The 15,704-nt window shown below is 70.2% G+C and carries 13 protein-coding genes; 5 read left to right on the top strand and 8 right to left on the bottom strand.

Going from position 1 to position 15,704, the window contains the following annotated elements; translation table 11 throughout:
* Together OHT57_RS10445 and OHT57_RS10440 are read right to left on the bottom strand one after the other, a co-directional pair.
* The gene (locus tag OHT57_RS10445) at window positions 1–1,509 is read right to left on the bottom strand and encodes an ABC transporter ATP-binding protein (RefSeq protein ID WP_328745834.1); all 1,509 of its coding nucleotides are present in this window, start codon (window positions 1,507–1,509) and stop codon (window positions 1–3) included.
* The gene (locus OHT57_RS10440) at window positions 1,490–2,542 is read right to left on the bottom strand and encodes a BMP family ABC transporter substrate-binding protein (RefSeq protein ID WP_328745833.1); all 1,053 of its coding nucleotides are present in this window, start codon (window positions 2,540–2,542) and stop codon (window positions 1,490–1,492) included. The genes OHT57_RS10445 and OHT57_RS10440 overlap by 20 nt, the downstream gene beginning before the upstream one ends.
* A 305-nt stretch (window positions 2,543–2,847) precedes the next feature.
* Between OHT57_RS10440 and mtnA the strand changes: the two genes are divergently transcribed.
* Window positions 2,848–3,879, top strand: coding sequence for an S-methyl-5-thioribose-1-phosphate isomerase (mtnA, locus tag OHT57_RS10435; RefSeq protein ID WP_328745832.1), 1,032 nt, complete (start codon window positions 2,848–2,850; stop codon window positions 3,877–3,879).
* 78 nt (window positions 3,880–3,957) lie between these two features.
* On the opposite strand, the gene mtnB is transcribed toward mtnA, so the two are convergent.
* The 3 genes from mtnB to OHT57_RS10420 are packed head-to-tail and all read right to left on the bottom strand — an operon-like array spanning window position 3,958 to window position 5,878.
* A complete protein-coding gene (gene mtnB, locus OHT57_RS10430; protein ID WP_328745831.1) occupies window positions 3,958–4,566 on the bottom strand; it encodes a methylthioribulose 1-phosphate dehydratase in 609 nt (202 codons plus the stop codon).
* The gene (mtnC, locus tag OHT57_RS10425; protein ID WP_328745830.1) at window positions 4,563–5,282 is read right to left on the bottom strand and encodes an acireductone synthase; all 720 of its coding nucleotides are present in this window, start codon (window positions 5,280–5,282) and stop codon (window positions 4,563–4,565) included. Before mtnC ends, mtnB begins: the two co-directional genes overlap by 4 nt.
* The gene (locus OHT57_RS10420) at window positions 5,279–5,878 is read right to left on the bottom strand and encodes a 1,2-dihydroxy-3-keto-5-methylthiopentene dioxygenase (protein ID WP_328745829.1); all 600 of its coding nucleotides are present in this window, start codon (window positions 5,876–5,878) and stop codon (window positions 5,279–5,281) included. Before OHT57_RS10420 ends, mtnC begins: the two co-directional genes overlap by 4 nt.
* A 520-nt stretch (window positions 5,879–6,398) precedes the next feature.
* Here OHT57_RS10420 and OHT57_RS10415 point away from each other — a divergent pair.
* From OHT57_RS10415 to mtnK, 4 genes are read left to right on the top strand one after another with little or no spacing between them, the layout of a single operon-like run.
* Complete coding sequence (locus tag OHT57_RS10415; RefSeq protein ID WP_328745827.1) at window positions 6,399–7,496, top strand: substrate-binding domain-containing protein; 1,098 nt, start codon at window positions 6,399–6,401, stop codon at window positions 7,494–7,496.
* Entirely contained in the window at window positions 7,483–9,015 is a 1,533-nt protein-coding gene (locus OHT57_RS10410; RefSeq protein ID WP_328745826.1) for a sugar ABC transporter ATP-binding protein, read from the top strand. Before OHT57_RS10415 ends, OHT57_RS10410 begins: the two co-directional genes overlap by 14 nt.
* Window positions 9,016–9,040: 25 nt before the next feature.
* On the top strand, window positions 9,041–10,087 hold the full coding sequence (locus OHT57_RS10405) for an ABC transporter permease (RefSeq protein ID WP_328745825.1): 1,047 nt from the start codon (window positions 9,041–9,043) through the stop codon (window positions 10,085–10,087).
* A gap of 8 nt (window positions 10,088–10,095) precedes the next feature.
* On the top strand, window positions 10,096–11,268 hold the full coding sequence (mtnK, locus tag OHT57_RS10400) for an S-methyl-5-thioribose kinase (protein ID WP_328745824.1): 1,173 nt from the start codon (window positions 10,096–10,098) through the stop codon (window positions 11,266–11,268).
* Window positions 11,269–11,486: 218 nt separating this feature from the next.
* Here the strand turns inward: mtnK and OHT57_RS10395 are convergent, their stop codons facing one another.
* The 3 genes from OHT57_RS10395 to OHT57_RS10385 are packed head-to-tail and all read right to left on the bottom strand — an operon-like array spanning window position 11,487 to window position 15,557.
* Entirely contained in the window at window positions 11,487–13,103 is a 1,617-nt protein-coding gene (locus OHT57_RS10395) for a glycerol-3-phosphate dehydrogenase/oxidase (protein WP_328745823.1), read from the bottom strand.
* A gap of 55 nt (window positions 13,104–13,158) precedes the next feature.
* Complete coding sequence (gene glpK / locus OHT57_RS10390) at window positions 13,159–14,697, bottom strand: glycerol kinase GlpK (protein ID WP_328745822.1); 1,539 nt, start codon at window positions 14,695–14,697, stop codon at window positions 13,159–13,161.
* A gap of 59 nt (window positions 14,698–14,756) precedes the next feature.
* Window positions 14,757–15,557 (bottom strand): MIP/aquaporin family protein, encoded by an 801-nt coding sequence (locus tag OHT57_RS10385; RefSeq protein ID WP_328745821.1) that lies wholly within the window; start codon window positions 15,555–15,557, stop codon window positions 14,757–14,759.
* Window positions 15,558–15,704: the final 147 nt, after the last annotated feature.

Here is a 15,704-nt window from a genome sequence, read left to right as displayed (position 1 = left end):
TCAGTTGCCGCCCGCCATCGCGAGTCCCAGCGTCCGTTCGTCCGCTTCGTTCTTCCGGTACGTGGCCGTGACCCGGCCCTCGTACATCACCAGCACCCGGTCCGCGAGCCCCCGGATCTCGCTCAGCTCGGCCGAGACGAGGAGGACGGCGTGGCCGGCGTCGCGGTAGGCGATCAGCTGGTCGTGGATGTTCTGGATCGCGCCGATGTCGACTCCGCGCGTCGGCTGCTCCACGAGCAACAGGGGTGACTCGTGGGCGAGTTCGCGGCCGATGAGCAGCTTCTGGAGGTTGCCGCCGGACAGCGCGGAGGCGGGCACCGCGGACGTCGGGGCCTTGATCCCGAACCGCTCGACCAGCCGCCGGGCATGGGCGCGGACGGTCGCCGGCGGCAGCAGTCCGCGGGACGACAGGGACGTACGGTGGTGACCCATCGCGAGGTTGTCGGCCACGGACGCGGCAGCCGCCGTACCGACCGCGTGCCGGTCCTCGGGGACGTACGCCAGGCCCTTGAGGCGGCGCTCGGTGGCCGAGGCGTGGGTGATGTCGTGGCCCTGGAGGGTCACCCGCCCCGCCGTGACCGGCCGCAGCCCCGCCAGCGCCTCGATCAGCTCGCTCTGCCCGTTGCCCGCGACGCCGGCCACACCGACGATCTCGCCGGCGCGGACGGTGAGATCGGCCTCGTGCACTCCGGGAGCCGCGAGGCCCCGCACGTCCAGCACCACGGCACCGGGTGTCCCGGCCGGGTGGATCCGGTCCAGTTCGACCGCGCGGCCGGTCATGGCGGCGGCGATCTCGTCGGCGGAGGTCTCGGCGGTGACCAGGCGGGCCACGACCCGGCCGTCCCGCAGGACGGTCACGCGGTCGCTGCCCGCCAGCACCTCGCGCAGCTTGTGCGTGACGAGGATCACCGTACGGCCCTCCGCAGCCAGCGACTTGAGCACCGTGAACAGGGCGTCGGCCTCGCCGGGGGTGAGCACCGCGGTCGGCTCGTCGAGGATCAGGGTCCGGGCACCGCGGTGCAGCAGCTTCAGGATCTCCACCCGCTGGCGCAGCCCGACGGGCAGCGCGCCGACCCGGGCGTCGGGGTCCACGGCCAGGCCGTGCTCCTCGGCCAGCTCACGCACCCGGCGGCGGGCCGCGGCCCGGTCCAGCAGGCCGAAGCGGCGCGGCTCGGCGGCGTAGACGACGTTCTCGGCGACCGTCAGTGAGTCGAACAGCTTGAAGCTCTGGTGCACCATGCCGAGTCCGGCGGCCATGGCGGCACCCGGGCTGGCGAAGTCCACCTCCCGCCCGTCGATCCGGACCGTCCCGGCGTCGGCGCGTTCCATGCCGTACAGGACCGACATGAGCGTCGACTTGCCGGCACCGTTCTCGCCCATCAGGGCGTGGATCTCGCCGCGTCGCACGGTCAGGTCGACGTGGTCGTTGGCGAGCGTGCCGGGGAACCGCTTGGTGATCCCCCGCAGCTCGACAGCGTTGTCGTGGGGCTCAGCCCGCGGCGGGGTCATCGACCGTCAGCTTCCCGGACACGATCTGGTCGCGCAGCGCCTCGACCTTCTTCAGGACGTCCTTGTGGTCGGCGATCACGCACTTCGAGGAGTCGACGCCGTCCTGCAGCCCGGTGAGGCTGATGCCGCCCTCCTTGAGGCCGTACGACACGGTCGTGCCCGTCCTGCCTGCCAGGACCGACTCGATGCCCTTCTCCACGGCGATGTCCGTGCGCTTGATCACGTTGTCGACGACCGTGCCCGGCGCCGAGGGGCACTGGTTGACGTCGACGCCGTACGCGTAGGCGCCCTTGGCCTTCGCGGCCTCGAAGACGCCGTAGTTGCCGGCCGCGGCGGCCGCCATGATCTGGTCGTAGCCCTTGGCGAGCAGGGTGCTTGCCTGCTCCTTGGCGCGGGCCGAGTCGTCGAAGGGGGACTGGCCGCCGACGAAGCGGGTGCCGGTGGAGGTCCCCGGCGCGACCTTCTTGGCGCCGGCCGCGAACGGGTCGCTGTAGCGGCGGAACTGGGGGGTGTCGAGAACGTCGACCGCGCCGACCTTCCCGGACTTGCTGAGCAGACCGGCCTCGGCGCCCGCGAGGTAGACGCCCTCGTGCTCGCGGAAGACCGCGCAGCTGACGTTCTTGTACGTCTTGGTCGTGCAGGCGTCGATGATCAGGAACTGCTGCTTCGGGTTCTTCTGGGCCTGCTGGGCGACGATGTCGGCGAACTCGAAGCCGACGAGCACGATGACGTCCGGCTTGGTGTCCACCGCGGCCTGCACGTTCTGCTGCTGTGAGGCGGTGTCCGTGGACTCGTAGACCTTCTCCGTCCCGTCGTGCTGCTTCGCCGCGTCCTTGATGCCGCTGACGGCGAGCTTCAGGAACTCGTTCTGTCCCACCGAGTCGGGCGTGACCAGGGTGAAGGACGTGCCGCTGCCGCTCGCCGCATCGGAGGCGGTGTCGCTCTTGGCGGCGGCGTTGCAGGCCGTGGCGGCGGTGACCAGGAGTGCGGTGGTGGCGGCGACTTGCAGGGTACGACGGCTTCTGCGAGGCATCGGGGGACCTTCCGGGATACGACTGGGGCGCGCTCCGGCGGGAGCGCGCGAGGGTCGGCGGACAGCGCCATGGGGAGAGAGTCGAGAGGGACGGGTCAGCGTCGACAGCCGTCGCCTGCACACCGGCCGAAGTCGAGGAAGCGGCGCTTGGTCAGCAACACGGGCTTCCTCCTTCGTCTCGGTCCGCGGACTGGAGGGTGGACAGTACCACCCGTTTCCAGACACCTGCTCGAATGTCTCGAACTGTGGTTCGTCCAGGTCATGTACCGTGGCGGGCACTACCGGAACATCAGGAGTCTCCCGAAATGTCCCAGGAACTGCGTGCTGTCGACTGGACCGAAAAAGGCCTGGTGCTCATCGATCAGACGCTGCTGCCGCATCGTGCCGAGACGCTCGATGTCCACGATGTGGACACTCTGGTCGACGCGATCCAGCGCCTCGTGGTGCGTGGCGCCCCCGCGATCGGTGCGGCCGGGGGGTACGGCGTCGCACTGGCTCTCGTGCAGGGGGAGCGGGAGGGATGGTCGGACGCCGAGGTGCGTGCGGCTGTTGCCCGTATCCGCGAGGCCCGGCCCACCGCCGTCAATCTCATGGTGTGCGTGGACCGGGTGATGACCCGCTTCGAGGAGGGACTCGACGCGGTGTTGGAGGAGGCCGTGGCGGTTCAGCGCGAGGACGTCTCGGCGAACCGGGCGATGGGCGCGTTCGGCGCGGACTGGCTCCTCGAACGGATCGGTGCGGACCGGCCGTTGAGGATCCTGACGCACTGCAACACCGGCGCGCTGGCGACGGCGGGCTGGGGCACGGCCCTCGGCGTCGTCCGTGAACTGCACGCGCGCGGACGCCTGGAGGTCGTCTACGCCGACGAGACGCGTCCCCTGCTCCAGGGATCCCGGCTCACCGCCTGGGAGTTGGTCCAGGAGGGCATCGCGCACTACATCCAGGCGGACGGGGCCGCCGCCGGCACGATCCTGCGCGGCGAGGTCGACGCGGCGATCGTCGGCGCGGACCGGATCGCCGCGAACGGCGACACAGCGAACAAGGTGGGCACGGTGGGTGTCGCCCTCGCGTGCGCGGATGCCGGTATCCCGTTCCTGGTGGCGGCACCGACGACCACGGTGGACCTGGCGACCGCGACCGGCGACGACATCCACATCGAACTCCGCGGTGAGGCCGAGGTGTTGGAGTGGGCCGGCGTGCGGACCGCTCCGGTCGGCTCCCGTGGTCACAACCCGGCGTTCGACGTGACACCGGGGCGGCTGGTGACGGGGCTGGTCACCGAGCGCGGGGTGCTGGAGGTCTCGGCGGGCGAACTGCCCGGCGACAGGCTCAGGTAGCCCAGAAGCACGAAGCCCAGGTAGCCAGAAGCACGCGACGAAGGGATCCCCTCCCCAGGGGATCCCTTCTCGCTTCTCTCAGCGACCCGTCAGCTCCAACTCCAGCAACCACTCCACCACTTCGGTGTGATGCCGGGCCCGGCGCGGATCCGGACCCCACACGTACAGCCCGTGGCCCGCGACCACGACCGCCGGCATCCGGGGATCGCGCGCCTCCTCCAGGCGATCGCCCAGCACCTTCATGTCCTGGCTGTTGGCGATGACCGGCAGCGTCACCTCGGCGTCGTGGGCCGGCAGGCCGACGCCCTTCAGCATCTCCAGGTCCTTGAAGACGATGCCGCCCGGCTCGCGCCTGCCCATCGCCACCGAGGCGACGGTGTGCACATGGACCACGGCACCGGCCCCGGTCAGCGCGGCCACCCGCGCATGCAACTCGGCCTCGGCCGAGGGCTTCCCGCCCTGTACCGCCGCACCCTCGCCGTCCACCAGCACCACGTCCGCGGGCGTCAGTTCACCCTTGTCGTGCCCACTGGCGGTGACGGCGAGCCGCAGCGGTTCACGCGAGAGCACCACGGACAGGTTCCCGGAAGTCCCCCTCATCCAGCCGAACGAGGCGAAGCGGGCGGACTCGGCGGCGAGGACGGCCCCCGCCTCCGCCAGGTCGGGTGCGGTGATGTCGGCGCTCACGAAGTGCTCCTCGAAACGGTGATCTCGTCGAACGTCCCCGCTGCAGCGTGGTCGCCGACTCCTTGCTCGTAGTACGGCTCCCCGGGCCGGCGAATCCCGACGGCGTGCCACCCGGCCGCACGGGCCGCGTCCAGTTCGCCGGGCCGGTCGGAGAGGAACAGCAGACGGTCCGCATCGATACCGGTCGCCGAGGCGATGCGGCGGTACGACTGCGCGTCCTGCTTGGGCCCGGCGTTCTCGGTGTCGTACAGACCGGACACCAGCGAGGTGAGGTCGCCCTCCGGGCTGTTGGTGAACCACGCCCGCTGTGCCGTGACCGACCCGGACGAGTAGACGTAGAGCCGTACGCCGGCCGCGTGCCAGGCGCGCAGCTCCGGTACGACGTCGTCGTAGAAGTGCGAGACGAGGTCGCCGCGGGCGAAGCCCTCGGCCCAGATGACGCCCTGGAGGGTCTTCAGCGGGGTCGCCTTGCGGTCCTCGTCGAGCCAGGCGTTCAGTGCCTTCTCGACGCGTTCGGCGTCGGCGTCCGGTTCGCCGATCTCCTCGCGGACCTGGGCGACCGCCCGTGCCACCTCGGGTTCGTCGCCCCGCTCGGTGAGCAGCGCGGCGAACCGCGAGCGCGAGTACGGGTACAGCACGTCGACGACGAACCCCGTGGCGCTCGTGGTGCCCTCGATGTCGAGCACCACGGCGTCGACGTCGTGGCGCAACGTCATGCGGCGGCCCTGTCTGCCTCGTAGCCCGCCGCGATCGTGTCGTAGTCCGGGAAGCGGGAGGCGATCGTGGAACCGGTGAAGGTGCCGATCCAGCCGTCCTCCTCGTGGAAGAAGCGGATCGCGGTGAACGACGGGCTGGTGCCCATGTCGAACCAGTGGGTGGTGCCGCGCGGCACGCCGAGGAGGTCGCCCTTCTCGCAGAGGACCGCGTGCACCTCGCCGCTCACGTGCAGATAGAAGATCCCGGAGCCGGAGACGAAGAAACGAACCTCGTCATCGTCGTCGTGCGTGTGCTCCTGGAGGAACTTCGCGCGTGCGGCCGCGGCCTTCGCGGGGAACTCCGGGTCCTCGCTCGGGTGCAGACCGAGGACGTCGACGGTGGTGAAGCCCTCCTCGGTGTTCAGCTTGTCGATCTCGGGGCCGTAGGCGGCGAACACCGTCTCGCTGTCCGCGTCGAACGGGACGTCCGCGCGGACCGGCCACTGCTCGTAGCGCACACCGAGCGGCTTGAGTGCCTCGGCGATCTCGGCGGGGTCCGAGGTGCGGCGGACCAGGGTCTCGGGACCGGACTCGGACCAGGTCGTCAGCAGCGTCATGGGAACAACTCCAGGATTCTGGATGGAAAGTCCGGATACCGAGACGAGCACCGGACGGGCGGAGAGGGAGGAAGAGGCGGCAGCAGGCGGCGGGGAGCAGGTCGTCAGCCGCGACACAGTGCGCCGGGACAGCGGCGCACGCAGGGCATACGCATCGCTTTCGCGCCAGCTGTCGTCATGGGGGCCTCACTGTGCCGGGTCGGGTGCCGGTCCTGTGATGGTAACTCCGGTGGGGCCGCCGACCTGGTGTGACGTAGTCGTTGTCTCACTTTGTGAGAATTGGTGTCCAGGGCTTTGACGATTGGCTGGAAACGTTCTCATGATCTCCCTATGAAGACGCTGCTGCTCGTGCGTCGGCTGTACGTGGATCTGCTCCGGATGACCACAGCCAGCTGTCGCTGACCCCTCCCGGAGCCCCCGCGCGCCCCGCCACCGACCCCTGACGCCGGTGGCGCATTCCTTTCGCTCGCTCCGGGACACGCACCCCTCTGTCTTCGCCACCCCGCACCTGGAGCCCCTCATGTCCCGTGCCCGCCTCCCGCTCGCCGCGCTCTCGCTGGCCTCCGTCTCCGCCCTCGTGCTCTCCGGCTGCTCGCAGTCCACGGACGCCTCGAAGAACACCGCCGACACCGCCGCCTCCCCCTCGGCCGCCACCGGCAAGAAGCCCGCCCCCTTCAGCGCGGGCGCGGTCAAGGTGGCCCTGGTCCGGCAGAGCGGCGCCGGTGACTACTTCGAGCAGTGGGGCAACGGCGCCAAGGCCCAGGCCAAGGCCCTCGGAATCGACCTGACCGTGTACGACGCCCAGGCCGACAACGCCAAGCAGGCCACCGACCTGTCCTCCGCGATCAACTCCGGAGCCAAGGCGATCATCATCGACCACGGCTTCCCGGCGACGATCCAGCCGGAGATCGACCAGGCCGTGAAGAAGGGCATCAAGGTCGTCGTCTACGACGTCGACACCTCCACCAAGGGCGTGGTGAGCACCGAGCAGGACGACGCGAGCATGGCGCAGGCCGTCCTCGACGTGATGGCGACGAAACTCGGCAAGAACGCCAAGGTCGGCTACGTCAACGTCGCCGGCTACGCGGCCCTGGACAAGCGGAACACCGTCTGGGCGAAGGAACTCGCCGCGCAGGGCTGGAAGCAGCAGTTCAAGGTCGGCAAGGTCACCGACTCCACGGCCACCGACAACGTTCCCCTGGTCTCCGCCGCGCTCACCCAGCACGCGGACGTGACCGGCGTCTTCGCCCCCTACGACGAGCTCGCCAAGGGCACCGTCCTCGCCGTCCAGAACAAGAAGCTCCAGGACAAGGTGAAGGTCTTCGGCGCGGACGTCTCCAACGCCGACATCCAGCAGATGACCGCCGCCGACAGCCCCTGGGTCGCCACCGCCGGCACCGACCCGTCCGCGGTCGGCGCCGCTGTCGTGCGGACCGCCGCCCTGGAGCTGGCCGGTCAGCTGAACAAGACCTCCGTGGAGTTCCCGGCCGTCGCCATCACCCAGGACTTCCTGCGCGAGAAGAAGATCGAGAACATGGACCAGCTCCGCACGGCGCTGCCGGCGCTGAACCTGTCGCAGGTCTCCACCGCCGACTGGATCTCGAATGTCGCGCACTGACATCGGCCACCCGGAGGCCGCGGTCGGCCTCACCGACGTCAGCATGGCGTTCGGCGGCAAGACCGTGCTCGCCTCCATCAGCCTCGACATCGCCCCGGGCAGCGTCGTCGCGCTGCTCGGCGCGAACGGCGCAGGCAAGTCCACGCTGATCAAGATCCTGTCCGGCGTGCACGCCGGACACGGGGGACAGGTGCGGGTCGCCGGGGAGCCCGCGGCCCTCCGGTCCCCGCTCGCCGCACGGCAGTTGGGCATCCAGACCGTGCACCAGCGCATCGGCGAGGGCATCGTCGCGGGCCTCTCGGTCGCCGAGAACCTCGTCTTCGAGGAACTGGCGCAGAAGCGCGGAAACCCGCTGCTGAACAGCGGCCGGCTGCTGGCCCGTGCCCGCGAGATCCAGGCGGGCCTGGGCCTCGACTGGAGCGACACCCTGCTCAAGCGGGACGTCACGGAACTCGGCATCTCCGACCGCCAGTTGCTGATCCTCGCCCGCGCCCTGGCCACCCGCCCCCGGCTGCTGATCCTCGACGAACCGACCTCGGCCCTGTCCGCCGCCGAGGCCGAACGCCTCTTCGCCCTCGTCGAGAAGATGCGCGACGAGGGCATCGCCGTCCTCTACGTCTCCCACAGGCTCGGCGAGATCGACGCCCTCGCCGACCGCCTGGTCGTCCTGCGGGACGGCCTCCTCACCGAGGACCAGGCCAAGCCCTTCGACTGGGACAGCGCCCTGCGCGCGATGCTCGCCCAGGCCCAGGAGACGACGACGGCCCGCCCGGTCAGGGAGGGCGCCGAGGGCGATGTGGTGCTGTCGCTGCGAGGGGTGCGGCTCATCGAGGGCCGGGCACCTCTGGACCTCGACCTGCGGACGGGTGAAGTCACCGGTGTGGTCGGCCTGTTGGGCGCCGGGAAGACCGAGCTCGCCCGCGGTCTGTTCGGTGCCGAACCCTTCCGGACGGGTTCCGCCGAACTGGACGGCAGGCCGTACGCGCCGAAAAGGCCCTCCGACGCGATCCGCGCGGGCATCCACCTGGTCCCCGAGGACCGGCACACCGACGCACTCGTGCCCGGCTGGTCGCTGGCCCAGAACATCTCCCTGCCGTTCCTCAAGTCGCTGTCCCGGGGCGGACTCGTCCAGCGTGCGAAGGAGGACGCCCTCGGCCGCGACACCATCGAGGCCCTCGGCGTCGTCGCGCGGGACGAGCACAGCACCGTGGAGGAGCTCTCCGGCGGCAACCAGCAGAAGGTCGTCGTGGGCCGCTGGCTCGCCGAGACACCCCGTGTCCTGATCCTGGACGAGCCGTTCCGAGGCGTGGACATCGGTGCGCGTCGGGACATCGGCCGTCGCGCCAGATCCCTCGCCGCCGAGGGCGCCGCCGTGCTCGTCCTGTCCGCCGACGTCGACGAGATCCTCGAGATCGCCGACCGGGTCGTCGTGCTCGCCTCCGGCGAGATCCACCTCGACGCGTACGGCGAGGACGCGGAACGCGACCGCGTCATCCAGACCATCTCCGCGTCCGTGTGACCCCGGCTCCCTGAGGAACTACGCCATGACCACCACCCAGAGCACGGAAGTCCCCACGAAGGCGGCCCTCCCGCCGGCCACCGGCACCGCCGTGCGGATCCAGAACGCCGTCATCAAGTACGGCTTCATCTTCGTCACGGTCGCGCTGTTCCTGTACTTCGCGCTCAGCGAGGGTTCCTTCCGCGAGTCCGCGACCCTCCTCGACACCCTCCGGTACGTCTCCGTCGCCGCGATCCTCGGCCTCGGCGTCACCCTGACCATGGCCGCCGGCGGAATGGACATGTCCGTCGGCGCGGTCGCCGGCCTCGGCGTCTCGGTCTCCGCCCAGACGATGGTCGTGTACAACCAGGTCGGCACGGTCGCCATCCTCGCGGTGCTCGCGGCAGGCGCCCTGGCGGGCCTGCTGAACGCCCTCCTGATCGTCGTACTGAAGATCCCCGACATGCTCGCCACCCTCGGCACCATGTTCGTGATCCAGGGCGGCAAGCTCATCCTGGTCGACGGCCAGTCCATCACCCCCGGCATGACACTGGACGACGGCAGCACGGCCCCCGGCAGGTTCACCGCCGGCTTCCTGAAGATCGACCGTGGCACGGTCCTCGGCATCCCCGTCTCGGTCCTCGTCTTCGGCGGCCTCACCGTCGCCGCCTGGATCTTCCTCGCCCGCACCCGCTGGGGCCGCGTCCTGTACGCGATCGGCGCCAACCCCGAGGCCTCCCGGCTGGCCGGCATCCGCGTCGGCGCGTACCGGGCCCTGGCCTACGTCCTGTCCGGCGTCCTCGCCTCGATCGGCGGCCTGATCCTGGCGGCCCGCATCGGCCAGGGCGACGTGTCGGCCGGAACCTCCCAGCTCCTGGAGGCCGTGGCCGTGGCCCTCGTCGGTACCTCCGTGCTGGGCCGGGGCCGCCCCAACGTCTGGGGAACGGCCCTCGGAGCGGTGCTCATCGGCATCATCACCACCGGCCTGACCATCAAGGGCCTGCCGTACTACACCCAGGACGTCGTCGAGGGCGCGGTCCTCATCCTCGCCCTGGTCTTCAGCTTCACGTTGTCCAAGCGCCGCACGTCCTGAGGAGACACATGGGCTACCGCATCCTGGAGACCGACGACATCCCGGCATACCTGCGCGAGCGCGGCCACTGGGAGACCCCGGGCGCCATCGCCGTCCGCGAGGTCTCCGACGGCAACATGAACCGGGTCTTCCTCGCCGCGTCGGCCGACGGCACCCGCCGCCTCGCCGTGAAGCAGGCCCTGCCCTGGGTGCGCGTGGCGGGCCCGTCCTGGCCGATGAACCCGGACCGCGCCGACGCCGAGGCCCGCGCCTACGCGCAGATCGCCAAGGTCGCCCCCGACCGCATCCCGGCGATCCACGGCTACGACCCCGAGAACTACGCGACCGTCATGGAGGACATGTCGGACCTTGAGGTCCTGCGCACCCTCCTGAACGAGGGCGCGTCGTACGGCCCCGACACCTCGGCCCGCGTCGGCGAACTGGTCGCCCGCCTCTCCTTCGCCACCAGCGACTTCGGCATGCCCTCCGCCGAACGCAAGGCGCTGATCGCCGCCTCCGTCAGCCCCGAACTCTGCAAGATCACCGAGGACGTGGTGCTGTCCGAGCCGTACGTCGAGCACGAGCACAACCACTGGCACGAGGGAGTGGACGACCTGGCGGTGTCCTTCCGCGCGGACACGGCGCTCCGCACCGAGGTGGCCGACCTCAGGCATCTGTTCATGACCAGCGCCCAGGCACTCCTCCACGGCGACCTGCACACCGGCAGCATCATGGTCGGCGAACGCGAAGGCGCCCACGTGGTCCGGGTGTTCGACCCCGAGTTCTCCTTCGTCGGCCCGATCGGCTTCGACCTCGGCCTGTACTGGGCGAACGCGCTGGTCTCGGAGGAACGGGCCCGCGCGCTGGATGCGTTGAGCGATCACGCCGATCAACTCGCCCTGTCCTGGACGGCGTTCGAGACGGAGTTCCGCCGCCTGTGGCAGACCCGCGTGGACACCTTCTTCGACGACGCCTACCTGGACCGCTTCCTGGAGCGGGTCTGGACCGACGCCCTCGGCTACGCCGGCACGGAGATCATCCGCCGCATCATCGGGTTCGCCCACCTGACCGACCTCACGACCCTGCCGGACCCGGTCCCCGCCTCCCGCCGGGCCCTGCTCCTCGGGCGCGAACTCATCCTGCGGCGCGCGGAGTTGACGGGACCGGACGAGGTGCGGGCGGCTGTGACAGCACTGTCCTGAGCGGCGCGCCCCGACACGGGGTGCAGAGCCCGAGGGACGTCTCGCCGCGGTGCGCGCGAACTCCGGTGCCTGGACCCGAAGTACGTCCTTGACCGGCGGCGAGCCGGTCCACGGCCACTCGCGCGCGGACCAGAGACACGCATGCGAAAGGGGCGGCTCCGTCAGACGACGGGCCGCCCCCTTCACTACCGGCCCCCATAGGGGGGAGGGGCCGGGGTCTACTTCTTGTCGAGCAGGTCCTGGACCTTCGCCCGGACGTCGTCCGTGGCCAGGCCGCGGATCGTCAGGGTCGTACGGCGGCGCAGCACGTCGTCCTGCGTCTCGGCCCACTCGTTGTCCCGGGCGTACACGACCTGCGCCCAGATCTCGGGCGCGTCCGGGTGGACGCGCTCACCCAGCTCGGGGTTCTCGTTGGCGAGCCGCGCGATGTCGAAGGCCAGCGAACCGTAGTGCGTGGCGAGGTGCCTCGCCGTGTCGGCGGCCATCCGAGGGCCGGTCGCCGGGTTGTCCACCAGCAGCCGGTGCGCGACGGCGCGCGGGTTGGCGACACCGGGCAGCGGCAGCTTCTTCGGCAGGGAGGAGACCGGCTCGAAGTCGTCACCGAGCGGGTGGCCCGGCAGCGCCTCCAGCTTCTGCATCACCGTACGGCCGATGTGCCGGAAGGTCGTCCACTTGCCGCCCGCGACGGACAGCATGCCGCCCCTGCCCTCGGTGACCACCGTCTCGCGCTTGGCCTTCGCAGTGCTGCCGGGGCCTCCCGGCAGCACCCGCAGACCGGCGAACGAGTAGGTGATCAGGTCACGGGACAGCTGCTGGTCGCGGACCGAGAACGCGGCCTCGTCGAGTATCTGGGCCGTGTCCTTCTCGGTGACCGTGACATCCGCCGGGTCGCCCTCGAACTGCTCGTCCGTGGTGCCGAGGAGGAGCATGTCCTCCCAGGGCAGGGCGAAGGTGATCCGGTACTTGTCGATCGGGGTCGCGAGCGCGGCCTTCCACGGCGAGGTCCGCTTCAGGACCAGGTGCGCGCCCTTGGAGAGACGAATGGACGGCGCCGCGTCCGGGTTCTCCATCTTGCGCAGGTGGTCGACCCACGGCCCGGTGGCGTTGAGCACGAGCCGGGCGTTCACGCCGAACTCGTCGCCGGACTGCCGGTCGCGCAGGTCGGCGCCCGTGACCCGGCCCCTGGTGAACCGGAGGCCGGTCACCTGGGCGTGGTTGAGGACGACCGCGCCCGCCTCGACGGCCGCGCGGACCGTCATCAGCGCCATGCGGGCGTCGTTCATCTGGTCGTCGCCGTACACGGCCACGGCCTTGAGGTTCTCGGTGCGCAGCTCGGGCACGTCCTGCGCCGCCTTGGCGGGGGACAGGAGGTGACCGACGCCGTCGCCGAACGCGGAGAGCGCGGAGTAGGCGAACACGCCCGCCCCGAGCTTCGCGGCGCCGTGCGGCCCGCCCTTGTACACGGGGAGGTAGAACGTGAGCGGGTTCGCCAGGTGGGGAGCCACCTGGCGGGAGACCGCACGGCGTTCGAAGTGATTCTCCGCCACCAGCTTCACCGCGCCGGTCTGCAGATAGCGCAGACCGCCGTGGAGCAGCTTGGAGGAGGCGGAGGAGGTGGCGCCGGCGAAGTCGCCGGCGTCGACCAGGGCCACCCTGAGGCCGGACTGCGCGGCATGCCAGGCGGTGGAGATGCCCAGGATGCCGCCGCCGATCACGAGAAGGTCGTACGACGCCTTGGAGAGCTGCTCCCGGGTCTCGGCGCGGCTCGCGTTGGAGCCGAAAGCCGGGCGCGTACCGAGGGCAGGCACGGACTGCAGGGTGGACTGACTGGTCATGTGGGGTTCTTACTCCTCGTCAGAACTACGAGATGAGCCGGTGTGCGCTCGCTCGTCAGTTCTCGTCCTCGAGCCAGCCCATGGTCCGCTCGACGGCCTTGAGCCAGCTCTTGTACTCACGGTCGCGCTTCTCCGCGTCCATGTTGGGGGTCCACTCGGCGGCCCGGCGCCAGTTGGCGCGCAGGTCGTCGGTGCTGGTCCAGAAGCCGACGGCGAGGCCGGCGGCGTAGGCGGCGCCCAGGCAGGTGGTCTCGGCGACCATCGGGCGCACCACGGGGGCGTCCAGGAAGTCCGAGAGGGTCTGCATCAGCAGGTTGTTGGAGGTCATGCCGCCGTCGACCTTGAGGGCCGCGAGCTCGACACCGGAGTCCTTCGTCATGGCGTCCGTGATCTCACGGGTCTGCCAGGCGGTGGCCTCCAGCACGGCACGCGCGAGGTGCGCCTTGGTGACGTACCGGGTCAGACCGGCGATCACACCGCGGGCGTCGGAGCGCCAGTACGGGGCGAACAGACCGGAGAAGGCCGGCACGAAGTAGGCGCCGCCGTTGTCCTCGACGGAGAGCGCGAGCGTCTCGATCTCGGCGGCGGTGGAGATCAGGCCCATCTGGTCGCGCATCCACTGCACCAGCGAACCGGTGACGGCGATCGAGCCCTCGAGGGCGTAGACCGGCTTGTCGTTCCCGATGCGGTAGCCGACGGTGGTCAGCAGCCCGGAGTACGAGTTGATGATCTTCTCGCCGGTGTTCAGCAGCATGAAGGTGCCGGTGCCGTACGTCGACTTGGCCTCGCCCTCGGCGAAACAGGTCTGGCCGAACAGGGCCGCCTGCTGGTCGCCGAGCGCGGAGGCGACCGGGATGCCGCCGAGCAGGTCGCCGAGCTTGCCGCCGGTGACCTCGCCGTAGACCTCGGCGGAGGAGCGGATCTCCGGGAGCATGTTCATCGGGACGCCGATGGACTCGGCGATCTTCTCGTCCCACTCCAGGGTGTGGAGGTTCATCAGCATGGTGCGGGAGGCGTTGGTGACGTCGGTGTAGTGCTTGCCGCCGTTGACACCACCGGTCAGGTTCCAGATGACCCAGCTGTCCATGGTGCCGAAGAGGATGTCCCCGGCCTGGGCGCGCTCGCGCAGCCCCTCGACGTTGTCGAGCAGCCAGCGGGCCTTCGGGCCGGCGAAGTACGAGGCCAGCGGCAGGCCGGTCTCGCGGCGGAAGCGGTCCTGGCCGACGTTGCGGCCGAGGTCCTTGCACAGGGCGTCGGTGCGGGTGTCCTGCCAGACGATGGCGTTGTGGACGGGCTGACCGGTGTTCTTGTCCCAGAGGAGAGTGGTCTCGCGCTGGTTGGTGATGCCGATGGCCTTGATGTCGTCACGGGTGATGCCGGCCTTCTGGATGGCTCCGGCGACGACTTCCTCGACGTTGGTCCAGATCTCGTTGGCGTCGTGCTCGACCCAGCCCGGCTTCGGGAAGATCTGCTCGTGCTCCTTCTGGTCGACGGAGACGATACGTCCGTCGCGGTCGAAGACGATGCAGCGGCTGGAGGTGGTGCCCTGGTCGATCGCGGCGATGAACGGGCCGGCGGTGTGGGCGTCGGTCACTGTGTGCTCCTGGGTTCCGTGAGTTAGGGACGGTCTACGACTGCTGTTCGACTGCTGGTCTAAGCGAACGCGATGTTGTAGATGCCTGCAGCGATCGCGCCGCCGATCAGCGGACCGACGACCGGAACCCAGGCGTAGCTCCAGTCGGAGCCGCCCTTGTTGGGCAGGGGCAGGAGTGCGTGCACGATGCGCGGACCGAGGTCACGGGCCGGGTTGATCGCGTAACCGGTCGGGCCACCGAGGGACAGACCGATGGAGACGACGACGAGTGCGGTGATCAGGGCGCCGAGGGTGCCCAGGCCCTTGCCGTCACCGTTGAGGCCCTGGGTGAGGACGGCGAGCACCAGCACGATCGTGCCGATGACCTCGGTGGCGACGTTCTGCCAGGCGACGCGGACCTCGGGGCCGGTGGAGAAGATGCCCAGGACCGGGCCCGCGCCCTTCTCCTGCGCCTCGACGGCCTTGGCGGTCGTGGCCTGCGCACCAGGAGCGCCGACGATCTCCTTGTCGGTGAGGTGCGCGTGGAACTGGCCGTAGTAGGCGACCCAGACCAGGGCCGCACCGATCATGGCGCCGAGCAGTTGCCCGCCCCAGTAGATCGGGACGTCGCTCCAGGCGATGCCGTTCTTCTTCAGCGCGAGCGCGAGGGTCACGGCCGGGTTGAGGTGGGCGCCGGAGAGCGGCGCCGAGGTGTACACGGCCGTCAGTACGGCGAAACCCCACCCGAAGGTGATGGCGAGCCAGCCGGCGTTGCGAGCCTTGGAGGCCTTCAGCGTGACGGCGGCGCACACGCCACCGCCGAGCAGGATGAGTATGGCGGTACCGATGGTCTCGCCGATGAAGATGTCGGAGCTGGACACCCGCGACTCCTTTGTCCTTCGTCCAGGGGACCGAACCCCGGGTCCCTCCGGTGGTTCGAGCTGCTCTCGGGGGTGAGAGCGGTGTCGGCCCTTGGCGTTGTCACACTCTAGCGCGTATTGCCGGTAGGTGTTCGACAATGCCGACCG

The sequence above is a fragment of the Streptomyces sp. NBC_00285 genome (genome assembly GCF_036174265.1).
Lineage (GTDB): Bacteria > Actinomycetota > Actinomycetes > Streptomycetales > Streptomycetaceae > Streptomyces.
This window is presented reverse-complemented; position numbering and strand designations above follow the sequence as displayed.

Bases quoted from the DNA above. Each gene is read 5' to 3' on its own strand.
- OHT57_RS10445 (WP_328745834.1), bottom strand. From the start codon at position 1,509: ATGACCCCGCCGCGGGCTGAGCCCCACGACAACGCTGTCGAGCTGCGG.
- OHT57_RS10440 (WP_328745833.1), bottom strand. From the start codon at position 2,542: ATGCCTCGCAGAAGCCGTCGTACCCTGCAAGTCGCCGCCACCACCGCA.
- mtnA (WP_328745832.1), top strand. From the start codon at position 2,848: ATGTCCCAGGAACTGCGTGCTGTCGACTGGACCGAAAAAGGCCTGGTG.
- mtnC (WP_328745830.1), bottom strand. From the start codon at position 5,282: ATGACGTTGCGCCACGACGTCGACGCCGTGGTGCTCGACATCGAGGGC.
- OHT57_RS10420 (WP_328745829.1), bottom strand. From the start codon at position 5,878: ATGACGCTGCTGACGACCTGGTCCGAGTCCGGTCCCGAGACCCTGGTC.
- OHT57_RS10415 (WP_328745827.1), top strand. From the start codon at position 6,399: ATGTCCCGTGCCCGCCTCCCGCTCGCCGCGCTCTCGCTGGCCTCCGTC.
- OHT57_RS10410 (WP_328745826.1), top strand. From the start codon at position 7,483: ATGTCGCGCACTGACATCGGCCACCCGGAGGCCGCGGTCGGCCTCACC.
- OHT57_RS10405 (WP_328745825.1), top strand. From the start codon at position 9,041: ATGACCACCACCCAGAGCACGGAAGTCCCCACGAAGGCGGCCCTCCCG.
- mtnK (WP_328745824.1), top strand. From the start codon at position 10,096: ATGGGCTACCGCATCCTGGAGACCGACGACATCCCGGCATACCTGCGC.
- OHT57_RS10395 (WP_328745823.1), bottom strand. From the start codon at position 13,103: ATGACCAGTCAGTCCACCCTGCAGTCCGTGCCTGCCCTCGGTACGCGC.